Raw genomic sequence first — 12,256 nt, 5'->3', positions numbered from 1 at the left:
GGCCACATACGCCAACCTTATTGGTAGTTCACCATCACTTCGTTACTGAGCACCCGCAGTGCTCGCGGCAGCTTTCCCTTCCCCTGTACGCCATACACAAAATGCAGATTCTCCGCTGCGTTAACGTTAGTCAGCCCGCGCGTACTGCCGCTGGCTCCCTCAAGAACCACACAACGGCTCTGCGCGCAGAGGTGAACAATCAGTCCGGAAGGTGCCGGACCGGTCAGCGTGTAACGCCAGGAGATCTGCGTCATTGCCCCCTGCACCGCTTCCGGTGCGCTGAGTGCCGGAGAGAACGCCTGCATGCCCCGATTCTGTAATCCCGGGCCGGGGCCGCTGGCCTGCCAGGCTCCTCCGGCCATTGCCAGACCGGGCAGACAAAGCAGGAACAGCAGTGCCTGCCTCATCAGTTTCCACCAATAGTTGACGTCATGCGGATTTGACGGTTATCGGTCAGTTCCAGATTAGAGATCACCATCAGCTGCGGCAGGTTGCGACGCAGGAAGCGGGCCAGCAGCGCACGAAGCGGATGGTTAACCAGCAGCACCGGCGGCGCGCCCAGCGACTCCTGATGAGCCAGTGCGCCCTGAGTCTGTGCCAGCAGGCGGTCTGCCAGGCCAGGTTCCAGACCGCCACCACCCTGCAGAGCCTGCAGCAGCAGACGTTCCAGCGTGGTATCCAGCCCGATAACCTGCACTTCGCCGTTGCCAGGGAACCACTGCTGAGTGATCGCACGCCCCAGCGCCACACGCACTACCGCTGTCAGTTCCTGTGGGTCAGTCTGTACGGAAGCGTGTTCCGCCAGCGTTTCGATAATGGTACGCATATCACGGATAGAAACGCGCTCCGACAGCAGGTTCTGCAAGACTTTGTGCAGCGTGGTCAGGGTAATCACGCCGGGGATCAAATCTTCGGTCAGCTTCGGCATCTCCTGGGTCACTCGATCCAGCAGCTGCTGTGCCTCCTGACGACCAAACAAATCGCTGGCGTACTGACCAATCAGGTGGTTGAGGTGAGTAGCCACCACGGTACTGGCTTCCACCACGGTGAAGCCCTGAATTTGTGCCTGCTCTTTCAGCGCGCTGTCGATCCAGATAGCAGCCAGTCCAAAGGCCGGATCAATGGTCGCCTCGCCAGGCAGAGTTCCGGCGGCCGTGCCCGGATTGATCGCCATCCAGCGGCCAGGATAGGCATCCCCGCTGCCAATTTCGACCCCTTTCATCAGAATACGGTAACGGGCAGGCGGCAGATCCATATTGTCACGGATATGCACCACCGGCGGCAGAAAGCCCATCTCCTGGGCGAACTTCTTACGGATGCTGCGGATGCGTCCCAGCAGCTCGCCGTCCTGCATATGATCCACCATCGGGATCAGCCGGTAACCCACTTCCATCCCCAGAGAGTCTTCCAGCTGCACGTCGGTCCAGGAGGCTTCAACGTTCGCCGGCGTTTCAGCGGTTTTCACCAGGCTGCTCTGCGGTTCTGCTTTCGGCTTGCTTTCTTTCCCGCGGATATACCAGGCCAGCCCAAGCAGTGCGGCAGTGAACAGCAGGAACACGAAGTTCGGCATCCCCGGCACCATCCCCAGCATCCCCAGTACGCCAGCGCTCAGCATCATCACGCGCGGGTTTTTGAACAGCTGGGTCACCATCTGCTCGCCAACGTCCTGGTCGGTGCTGACGCGGGTCACGATAACACCGGCCGCGGTAGAGATTACCAGTGCCGGGATCTGCGCCACCAGACCATCACCGATGGTCAACAGGGTGTAGCTTTCTGCCGCGTGGCCGACGTCCATTCCATGCTGAATAACGCCCACCAACAGACCGCCGATCACGTTGATCACCATAATCATGATCCCGGCGATGGCGTCACCGCGAACGAATTTACTCGCACCGTCCATTGAACCGTAGAAGTCAGCTTCCTGAGTCACTTCAGAACGGCGCTTTTTCGCTTCATCTTCGCCAATCAGTCCGGCGTTCAGGTCGGCGTCAATCGCCATCTGTTTACCGGGCATCCCGTCGAGCACGAAACGCGCGCCCACTTCGGCGATACGACCAGCACCCTTGGTAATCACCATAAAGTTAATGATCACCAGGATAATAAACACCACGATACCGATGGCGAAGTTACCGCCGACCAGGAAGTGACCGAAGGCTTCCACCACGTGACCAGCCGCACCGGCACCGGTATGCCCTTCCATCAGAATGATACGGGTTGAGGCGACGTTCAGCGCCAGGCGCAGCAACGTTGAGAACAGCAGAATGGTCGGGAAAGCGGCGAATTCCAGCGTCCGCTGGGTGAACATCGCCACCAGCAGGATCATAATCGACAACGCGATGTTAAAGGTGAACAGCAGATCGAGGATGAAGGCCGGCAGCGGCAGCACCATCATCGACAAAATCATCAGGATCAATACCGGCCCGGCCATTACCTGCCATTGGGTATCTTTAACATTGGGTAACCGTAATAAAGCGGCCAGATTCGCCATCAGTCTTCTTCTCGTAGGCTAAAGTCCAGTGCTTCCGGCACGGGTAAATTAGCAGGTTTTTTCGGAGCCAGGCCGCCCTCAAGCTTCCATCGACGGAGCTGCCAGACCCAGGCCAGGACTTCAGCAACAGCCGCATATAGCGTTCCCGGAATATGCTGGCCAATTTCACTGTGTCGGTACAATGCACGCGCCAGCGGCGGCGCTTCTAAAACAGGGATCCGGTGTTCTTTACCCAGTTCACGAATACGCAGGGCGATTTCACCTGCCCCTTTCGCCACCACTTTCGGCGCGCTCATTTTGCGCTCGTCATACTGCAGGGCGACAGAATAGTGCGTCGGGTTGGTGACAATCACGTCGGCTTTCGGCACATCGGCCATCATGCGGCGGCGTGCTGCGGCTCGCATTTGCTGGCGGATACGCCCTTTAACGTGCGGGTCACCTTCCTGCTGTTTGTATTCATCACGAATGTCCTGGCGGGTCATTCGCAGCCCTTTGAAGTAGCTGTACAACTGCCAGAACACGTCAAAGCCCACCATTGGCATCAGGCCAAACACCACCAGGATGCAGCTCAGGGCGATCATATTGAGTGAGCTGGCCAGCGCGGTGTAAGGTGATTCGCTTATCAGCCTGAGCATATCCGGCCAGTGATGGCGGATATTTAGCCAGGTGACGATACCTACCAGAATCGCTTTCAGTACCGATTTCAGCAATTCGGCCGCCGTCTGCGCCGACACCAGTTTCGCTAATCCCTTCAGCGGGTTCATTTTGCCAAAGTCGACCTTGATCGCTTTGCCACTGATCACCACCCCGCCGAGCAGCATTGGCGCAGCAATCGCCACCAGTACCAGGCCGGCCATCATCGGCAACAGCGCAAACACGGCCTGCATTAACAGATTGCTGATCAGTCGCAGCATCTGGCTGGTGTCGCTCACCACCGAATGATTGAAGTTGAGGCCCTGAGCCAGCAGCGAGCCGACTTTCTGTGCCAGGGATCCGCCACCGATCCACAAAATACTCAGTCCCGCCACCAACATCAGCACGGAGGTCAGTTCGCGCGAACGCGGGATTTGTCCTTCCTCTCGTGCTTTCTCAAGTCGGTGGGGGGTTGCGGCTTCGGTCTTTTCCTCTTCGCTGTCCCCGGCCACGGCAATTAACCTTCAGTACGGAATTTTCAGCTAGCATGACAAATTGGAGCAGGGATAATGCCGCGAGTAAACAGCTAAAAAGGGGGTTATTTAACGGATGGTGAAAAAACAGAGACGGCAAGCCGCCAGGCCGGGGGGAATCCCGGTCTGGCGGCTTGATTATTCGAAGGGCACGTTCTCAAGATGGGCGGAATAAATTCCCCCCTTACTACTGATTGGTTTAGCCTTCCGGCGGCGAATGTATTCACCCGAACAAGTTATGTGCACCGCCAGAATCAGAACCCGAGGCTGTCCAGCAGGTCATCGACCTGATCCTGGTTTGCCACAACGCCAGGCGCGGTACCGTTGATCTGTGGGCCGTTGAGCAGGCTGTCAGCATCCTTTTTCGGACGCACGGGCTGTTCCGGCATGTTCTCCAGCAACACCATCAGCAGCTGGCGCTCAATTTCCTGGATCACATCCATCATGCGTTTGATCACCTGCCCGGTGAGGTCCTGGAAATCCTGTGCCATCATGATTTCCATCAGCTGGGCATTGGTAAAGCCAGTGTGCCCCGGCACGGATTCCAGATAACCACGGGTATCCGAAACCAGAGAGCGGGCATCTGCCAGTTCGATGGGATTTTCAAACCACTCATCCCAGCGCCCTTTCAGCGCCTTCGCTCCATCTTCCATCAGTGTCTGACGTGGCTGCGCAGCCTCCACGCAGTTCAGAGCACGTTCGGCCGCCTGAGCGGTCATTTGCACAACGTAATCCAGGCGATCGCGGGCGTCGGGAATGGCTTCCGCCGCTTCAGCAATGGCCTGATCCAGTCCCAGCTCACGCAGGCTGTCGCGCAGCATCCGCGTCAGCGAACCAATTCGGGAGATAATGTCGTGCGCCGAGGCCGCATCAACACTCGGTTTCGGAAGTTCGCTCATCTCGGCTCCTTACATACCCAGTTTTTCGAAGATCTTACCTAACTTCTCTTCAAGGGTGGCAGCAGTAAAAGGTTTAACGACATAGCCACTGGCACCCGCCTGAGCAGCCGCAATAATGTTCTCTTTCTTCGCTTCTGCCGTCACCATCAGCACCGGTAGCTTGCCCAGCGTGCCGTCGGCACGGATGGTCTGCAGCAGTTCCAGGCCGTCCATGTTGGGCATGTTCCAGTCGGAGATCACGAAGTCGAAGTCCCCCGCGCGTAGCTTGGTCAGTGCATCAACACCGTCTTCTGCTTCTTCAACGTTGTTGAAGCCGAGTTCTTTCAACAGGTTCCGGACGATGCGACGCATGGTGTTAAAGTCGTCGACCACCAGAAACCGCATATTTTTATCAGCCATACTTACTCCTGTTTTTTGTAGCCCCGCGGGACGGGCGCTGCGTTAGATACGTAATGCCTGTCCGGCGCTAATTTTTGCCAGCATGTGCTGACTGATTTGGTGGAGATCCACCACTTCACTGGCTCCCCCGAGGGCGATGGCCTCACGGGGCATGCCAAAGACCACACAGCTCGCTTCGTTCTGCGCGATGGTCCAGGCCCCGGCCTTGTTCATTGCCAGCAGGCCTGCCGCCCCATCGTTGCCCATGCCGGTCAGGATCACCCCAACGGCGTTACGGCCCGCATACTGCGCCACTGATTTGAACAACACGTCCACCGACGGCTTATGGCGGTTCACCGGCGGCCCTTCATTCAGTTTTACCTGGTAGTTAGCCCCGCTTCGGGACAGCTCCAGATGCATTGCGCCAGGGGCGATATAGGCATGGCCAGGTAAGATACGCTCACCATCTTCTGCCTCTTTCACCGTGATCTGGCACAGCTTGTTCAGTCGCTCGGCAAACGAGCGGGTAAAGCCTGGTGGCATATGCTGAGTGATCAGCAGCGCCGGGCTGGTTGCCGGTAGCGGCTGCAGCACATGCCTGATGGCTTCGGTGCCACCGGTTGAGGCGCCTATCGCAATCAGTTTCTCACTACTCAGCAGCGGTCCGGCTTTCAGCATCACCGGTGCAGGCATTGGCCCACGGGCGTGCAGTTTGGCTCTGGAAGCCGCGCGAACCTTATCGGCAATCATCTGGCTATAGGCCAGCATGCCCTCGCGGATGCCCAGAGAAGGTTTGGTGACAAAGTCCACCGCGCCCAGCTCCAGCGCCCGCAGCGTCACTTCCGATCCTTTCCCGGTCAGTGAGGAGACCATCACCACCGGCATCGGACGCAACCGCATCAGTTTTTCCAGAAAATCCAGTCCGTCCATCCGCGGCATTTCAACATCCAGCGTCAGCACATCAGGATTGAATTCTTTAATTAAATCCCTTGCCACCAGTGGATCGGGTGCGGAGGCAACCATTTCCATGTCCGAATGACTGTTGATGATTTCCGTCATCAGCTGACGCATCAGCGCGGAATCGTCAACACATAACACTCTGATTTTGCCCATTATCTATCCTTAGTCAGTCCGTAGACCGTCTGGCCGCGCAGATAAAACTCTTTGCTAATCTGGCTGAAGTTCTCCGAATGCCCGGCAAACAAAATGCCCCCGGGTTTCAGCAGCGGTACAAAACGCCGCAGAATCTTCTCTTGTGTCTCTTTATCAAAATAGATCATCACGTTGCGACAGAAAATCGCATCAAACGGGCCGGGCAGCGCCCAGTCGTTCGCCAGCAGGTTTAGCTGCGCAAAGGCGATCGAGTTCGCCAGCTCCGGACGCACGCGAACCATGCCTGAATGCGGGCCGGTACCGCGGAAGAAAAAGCGCTGCATCTGCTGTGGGGACAGCGTGCGAAGCTCCTCCTGCCGGTATACGCCAGCCAGTGCTTTTTCCAGCACCTGGGTGTCGATGTCCGTGGCGTGAACCTGGTACTTACCCGGTCCGCTACCCAGCGTTTCACTCAGCGTCATGGCAATAGAGTAAGGTTCCTCGCCAGTTGACGCCGCCGCACACCAGACGTTAAAGCTGCCACTGCGACGTTTGGCATGATCTGCCAGAATCGGAAAGTGGTGCGCCTCACGGAAAAATGCCGTCAGGTTGGTGGTCAGTGAGTTAACAAAAGCCTGCCATTCCGGGCTGTTAATATCGTTTTCCAACAGCGCAAGGTAACGACCAAAATCGTCGATGCCCAACATCCGCAACCTGCGTACCAGGCGGTTGTAAACCATTTCCCGCTTGTGATCGGCGAGAACGATACCTGCCCGCTGATAAATCAACTGGCTGATACGCTTAAAATGCGTATCCGATAACGGCAGGCGCTGGACCATCTGGGCCAGTAGCGTTGCGTTTTCGGGCGGTGCTAACAACGTCGATTTTTTCATGTAATACCACCCTGCAAAGTACAGATTAAGGGGTTAAAACAAGGTTATTTTCCCTGTATGCCTGTACGGCGACCTGCTCCGGCTTGTCTGCATCGAGCGAGAACTTCCTCACTGCCCCGGTGAGATGATCGGCCTGTGATTCAAGTGCTTCCGTTGCAGCTGCCGCTTCCTCTACCAGCGCGGCGTTCTGCTGCGTGACCTGGTCCATCTGACTGACTGCGAGGGCAACCTGTTCGATGCCGCTACGCTGCTCTTCAGAGGCAGAGGCAATCTCGCCCATGATGTCGTTCACCCTTGCCACCGAGCGGACAATTTCGTCCATGGTTTCACCGGCTGAGGCCACCTGAGCCGATCCCTGGTCCACACGACTGACCGATTCTTCGATCAGCACTTTAATTTCTTTGGCCGCCTGAGCACTGCGCTGCGCAAGACTGCGGACTTCACCGGCCACCACCGCAAACCCTCTTCCCTGTTCTCCGGCTCGTGCCGCTTCAACTGCGGCGTTCAGTGCCAGGATATTGGTCTGGAACGCGATGCCGTCGATCACGCCGGTAATGTCACCAATCTTCTTCGAACTGCGGGCGATCTCACTCATGGTGTTCACCACGTCGCTGGTAAGCGCACCGCCTTTAAGAGCGGTGGTGGAAGCCTCTCTGGCCAGCTGCGAAGCCTGGCGGGCATTCTCAGCATTACCGGTCACCGTGGCCGTGAGCTGCTCCATGCTGGCTGCCGTTTCCGCCAGCGAGGCTGCCTGTTGCTCGGTGCGCGACGACAAATCATTGTTGCCTGACGCAATCTCCCGGATGCCGGTTTGCATCGCATGGGTGCCATCTCGCACGCTGCTGACCGTGCCCGCCAGAGAAGCCTGCATCGCCTGCAAACTGGCAAACAGCTGGCTCAGTTCGTTGCGCCCCTCAACGGCAATCTCTCCCGCCAGGTTACCCGAGGCGATGCGCTCAAAGTGACCGCGCATCAGGGCCAGCGGCGCGATAACCGCTTTTCTGACCCACCACATACCCGCCATGGTCACCAGCAGTGACAGCACCACGGTGACAATGAAAATAATCTTCGACTGAACGTAAAAACCCTGCCCGGCCTGGCTGGCGTGCTGGCGCAGCTGGTCGATATGCACCATCCACTGGTTGTACTCAGCCTGAAACTTGTCCTGCTTACCCTGTGTCGGAGAGTCCAGAAAATCCTGCAGCTGGAAGTTCTGCAGGTAAACAATCAGATGGGCCAGCTCCTGCGAGTAATTGTCATATTCAACCTTTATCGCTTTCTTCATCTGAGCGCCTTCCGGCGTTACCACCCCGATAGCTTCGAACTGCTTATAAGCATTATCGGCAGCATCCAGATCTTCCTGAGCCTTTGCCATCAAACTTGTTATCTGATCGCGTGGCAGGCTCAGTGCCGCGCGGGTTCCGGCACGACTTAATGTCACGCGGGCGCTCAATAACTCAGCCCAGGTCTGACCGAGCGCGTCGCGCTGGTTGCCGCTGACTTCAACGTCGTGCAGATTACGGGCATCCAGACGAAATGAGTTAAATGACAGACCGTTGCCAACAATCTGCATGATACAAAACAGGCCGAGCAGAAAGATGATGGTGGTAGCAATGCGAAGCCGACTGATCATCAAAGTCTCCAGGTTTTGCCGCCCAATGCGGGCGGCAAAAATAGTGTTAAAAGGTTTCCCAGTTGTCACTGGACACCGGCGCAGCCAGCGTTTTGCGCGGGGCAACAGCAGGTGTCAGCAGGACGTTTTTATTGCTCTTAGTGCTGTTAACGGCCTGGATGACATTTTCTTTACGTACGCGAAACACTGCGACAGCCTGAGACAACCTGCTGGCCTGTTCTTCCAGCGCGGCAGCAGCAGCAGCGGACTCCTCCACCAGCGAGGCGTTCTGCTGAGTCACGCGGTCCATCTCGGTCACGGCAGTGCCTACCTGATCGATGCCGCGGCTCTGTTCGTCAGAAGCCGAGGCGATTTCGCCCATAATGTCGGTCACGCGGGTCACGGCACTGACGATATCCGCCATCGTTTCACCGGCGCTTTCCACCAGCACTGAGCCGGTATCAACTCGCGCCACCGAGTCTTCAATCAGGCCTTTAATCTCTTTTGCCGCCTGGGCACTGCGTTGCGCCAGGTTACGTACTTCCCCGGCCACCACAGCAAATCCGCGGCCCTGTTCACCGGCACGCGCAGCCTCCACGGCGGCGTTCAGGGCGAGGATGTTGGTCTGGAAAGCAATGCCGTCAATCACGCTGGTGATATCAGCAATTTTCTTGGAGCTTCCGGCGATGTCGTTCATGGTTTTCACCACGCCATCCACCACTTTGCCGCCCTTCTGCGCGGTTTCCGAAGCGCTGAGCGCCAGCTGAGAAGCCTGACGTGCGTTCTCGGCGTTCTGCTTCACGGTGGCGGTTAACTGCTCCATGCTGGCAGCGGTCTCTTCCAGCGAGGCTGCCTGCTGCTCGGTACGCGAAGAGAGATCGTTATTCCCGGCCGAGATTTCACTGGCACCGGTATAGATCGCATCTGAGCCATCGCGAACATCGCTGACCGTACGCACCAGGGACTGCTGCATATCGCGCAGGCTTTCTGCCAGTTGGGTCATCTCGTTGCGGCCATCCACCTCAATCGACTGGGTCAGGTCGCCACTGGCGATTTGACGGATATGGTCGATATTGGTTTTCAGCGGACGCAGCAGGATTTTATAGATCCCGCTCCATGCCACAGCGATGACCGTCAGCGAGATCAGCAGCACGCCAAGCAGCGTCCATATAGTTCGCTGCCAGGCATCCTGGTTAGCCTGGATCCCTTTCGCCGTCAGTTGGTTATTGGTTTCCAGCCACTCGTTGTAGATTTTATCGAAGTGGTCCTGATAGCTCTGCGTTGGCTGGGCAACGAAGTCGTTAAACCGGCCGTTTTGCATCATCCCAATCAGCTGAGACAGCGCGTCATGCAGCTGCAGATAACTCGCCTGCAGCGCTTTCACGTTCTCTGCCGTTTTACCGCTTTCCGACAGGTTGGCATTGAACACCGCCAGCGATTTATCCGCCAGATCGAGGTCGCTCTGCGCCTGAGTCAGCAGCTCTTTCACCGTGGCGCCCGAACCTGACTGATTAGCATCCAGCAGATAGCGGATACCGGCCCGGTTCAGCGTGTTGCGGGCCTGAACCAGCGAGATCCACGAGCTCCCCATTGCCTGCTGCAAAACGCGCAGGCGCTGGTTGAAAGCAAAATTCTCTTTATCACTGTGTACCGTCTGGAAAAACAACCCACCGGTACCCAGCTGCAGAACAGCAAATAACACCAGCACGCATACCAGGCCAGTGACAACTTTTACACGCTTGAACATAACTACCTCTGTACAGGGCCAATTGGCTCTGTTATCGGCAGTCTGACCGGGATCTTTATCACAGAATCCGCCTATTGCCGGGCGAAAGAGGATTCTGAAGTGCAACTCATCATCACGGGTGGAAGCGATTCCGGCCCTGCATGCGTGCAGCTCTCATCAGCAGGGGGCGAAGTGATTGGTCCTCTGCCTTTTCTGTACTCAAAAGGTTTCCCAGTTACCCTGGTCTGCAACCGGTGCGGCGGCGGCTTTGCGCATCACTGGCTGAGCCGTCTTACGCACTGCAGGCGCCGCAGGTTTGATCCCCTGTTCTTTGCGCACGCGGAACACGGCAACAGACTGGGTCAGACGGCTGGCCTGCTCTTCCAGCGCGGCGGCAGCGGTGGCGGACTCCTCCACCAGCGAGGCGTTCTGCTGGGTGACGCGGTCCATTTCCGTTACGGCAGTGCCGACCTGGTCGATACCACGGCTCTGTTCATCAGACGCAGAGGCAATTTCGCCCATGATGTCGGTGACGCGGGTGACCGCATTGACGATATCGCTCATGGTTTCACCTGCCGTGCCGACCAGCACTGAACCGCTGTCCACGCGGGACACCGAGTCTTCGATCAGGCTCTTGATCTCTTTCGCCGCCTGGGCGCTGCGCTGGGCAAGATTGCGCACTTCACCGGCGACCACAGCAAACCCACGACCCTGCTCACCGGCACGCGCAGCTTCTACGGCTGCGTTCAGAGCCAGGATATTAGTCTGGAAGGCAATGCCGTCAATCACGCTGGTAATATCGGCAATTTTCTTCGAACTCCCGGCAATATCGCTCATGGTTTTCACCACTCCATCGACCACTTTACCGCCTTTCAGAGCTGTTTCAGAAGCACTGAGTGCCAGCTGGGAAGCCTGGCGGGCGTTCTCGGCGTTCTGCTTCACGGTGGCCGTAAGCTGCTCCATGCTGGCAGCGGTCTCCTCCAGCGAGGCAGCCTGCTGCTCGGTACGGGCTGACAGGTCGTTGTTACCTGCGGCGATTTCACTGGCCCCGGTGTAGATGGCGTCAGAGCCATCGCGCACGTCGCTGACGGTACGCACCAGAGCCTGCTGCATCTCCAGCAGACTGGCTGCCAGCTGGGTCATCTCGTTGCGCCCTTCCACGCTGATGTTGTGCGTCAGATCGCCGCTGGCGATATGGCTGATGTGCGCAATATTCTGCTGGAGCGGTTTGATTAATATGCTGCGCAGGCCGATCCAGCACAGCGCAATCAGGCCAATTACCAGCACCATCACCGCGCCGATCACCCACAACATTTTGCTGTACGCTGCCTGGTTATCCACCACACCCTGCCGGGTGATCACGCCCAGCGCATCACGCCAGCTGGTGTAAGCCTCCTGAACCTCATTCTGCTTCTGCTCAATATTCAGTTTGTCCATCTCATCCAGCTGCTTGCTGTCCATCAGGGCCAGCATTTGCGTCAGAGCTTTACCATAGCTGTCGTAATCTTTTTCCATACGCTCGACAATTTTCGGATCGATCCCTTTGGTATCTGGAATTGCCTGATACAGTGCGAAAGATTTATCCGCAGCGGCCAGCATTTTTTTCGCTGTGCCGTTAATCTCACTCAGCGCAGTACTGCTGCCACTGTCTGATTTTTCAGTCTGCAGCTGCAGCATGCCGCTGCCAAGAGCAATACGGGTTTGGTTCAGAGCCATCAATGCGTCCGTAAAGGCCGACATGTTGTCACTCGAATTTTGGGCAACGGAAAAGCTGTTTTTATCGCCGGTCAGCGCATTGATAAATAATCCCCCTGCCAGCAGCTGCAGTGAACCAAATACCAGCAGCACTAACAGCAGGCTGGTGACGACCTTAATACGTTTGAACATAATGGACCCTTGGTGTGTATAAGTGGCTCAACACTGGATCTATCGGCAGGTTTTAACGGAAACTTTATGTGGCGTGAGTCAGAATTTGTGGATAAATATTTTACTTTAAATATCA

Annotated in this window: 10 protein-coding genes; all 10 read right to left on the bottom strand. The window is 56.9% G+C overall.

The genetic code is table 11. The annotated features are described in order from the left end of the window. Nucleotides 1–17: 17 nt before the first annotated feature. The 10 genes from GSQ70_RS23730 to GSQ70_RS23685 all read right to left on the bottom strand — a co-directional run bounded on the left by GSQ70_RS23730 (nt 18) and on the right by GSQ70_RS23685 (nt 12,141). Nucleotides 18–407 carry a flagellar protein FlhE gene (locus GSQ70_RS23730; protein WP_158784812.1) on the bottom strand — a complete coding sequence of 130 codons (390 nt, stop codon included), beginning with the start codon at nt 405–407 and terminating at the stop codon, nt 18–20. Beyond that, nucleotides 407–2,488 carry a flagellar biosynthesis protein FlhA gene (gene flhA, locus GSQ70_RS23725; protein ID WP_158784811.1) on the bottom strand — a complete coding sequence of 694 codons (2,082 nt, stop codon included), beginning with the start codon at nt 2,486–2,488 and terminating at the stop codon, nt 407–409. Before flhA ends, GSQ70_RS23730 begins: the two co-directional genes overlap by 1 nt. Next, a complete protein-coding gene (gene flhB / locus GSQ70_RS23720; RefSeq protein ID WP_158784810.1) occupies nt 2,488–3,633 on the bottom strand; it encodes a flagellar biosynthesis protein FlhB in 1,146 nt (381 codons plus the stop codon). Before flhB ends, flhA begins: the two co-directional genes overlap by 1 nt. Before the next feature lie 275 nt (nt 3,634–3,908). Continuing rightward, nucleotides 3,909–4,553 (bottom strand): protein phosphatase CheZ, encoded by a 645-nt coding sequence (gene cheZ, locus GSQ70_RS23715; RefSeq protein WP_158784809.1) that lies wholly within the window; start codon nt 4,551–4,553, stop codon nt 3,909–3,911. A 9-nt stretch (nt 4,554–4,562) separates the two neighbouring features. Further along, on the bottom strand, nt 4,563–4,952 hold the full coding sequence (gene cheY / locus GSQ70_RS23710) for a chemotaxis response regulator CheY (protein ID WP_158784808.1): 390 nt from the start codon (nt 4,950–4,952) through the stop codon (nt 4,563–4,565). 42 nt (nt 4,953–4,994) lie between these two features. Continuing rightward, nucleotides 4,995–6,044 carry a chemotaxis response regulator protein-glutamate methylesterase gene (locus GSQ70_RS23705; RefSeq protein WP_158784807.1) on the bottom strand — a complete coding sequence of 350 codons (1,050 nt, stop codon included), beginning with the start codon at nt 6,042–6,044 and terminating at the stop codon, nt 4,995–4,997. After that, a complete protein-coding gene (gene cheR, locus GSQ70_RS23700) occupies nt 6,044–6,916 on the bottom strand; it encodes a protein-glutamate O-methyltransferase CheR (protein WP_158784806.1) in 873 nt (290 codons plus the stop codon). The genes GSQ70_RS23705 and cheR overlap by 1 nt, the downstream gene beginning before the upstream one ends. A 25-nt stretch (nt 6,917–6,941) precedes the next feature. Continuing rightward, nucleotides 6,942–8,549, bottom strand: coding sequence for a methyl-accepting chemotaxis protein (locus GSQ70_RS23695; RefSeq protein WP_158784805.1), 1,608 nt, complete (start codon nt 8,547–8,549; stop codon nt 6,942–6,944). Nucleotides 8,550–8,595: 46 nt separating this feature from the next. Further along, nucleotides 8,596–10,275, bottom strand: coding sequence for a methyl-accepting chemotaxis protein (locus GSQ70_RS23690; RefSeq protein WP_158784804.1), 1,680 nt, complete (start codon nt 10,273–10,275; stop codon nt 8,596–8,598). A gap of 198 nt (nt 10,276–10,473) precedes the next feature. Then, complete coding sequence (locus GSQ70_RS23685; protein WP_158784803.1) at nt 10,474–12,141, bottom strand: methyl-accepting chemotaxis protein; 1,668 nt, start codon at nt 12,139–12,141, stop codon at nt 10,474–10,476. Nucleotides 12,142–12,256 lie beyond the last annotated feature (115 nt).

Source organism: Pantoea sp. BAV 3049 (genome assembly GCF_009765445.1).
In the GTDB taxonomy this organism is placed as follows: domain Bacteria; phylum Pseudomonadota; class Gammaproteobacteria; order Enterobacterales; family Enterobacteriaceae; genus Erwinia.
Note: the sequence above shows the minus strand (reverse complement) of the source record. Positions and strands in the feature narration are given on the sequence as shown.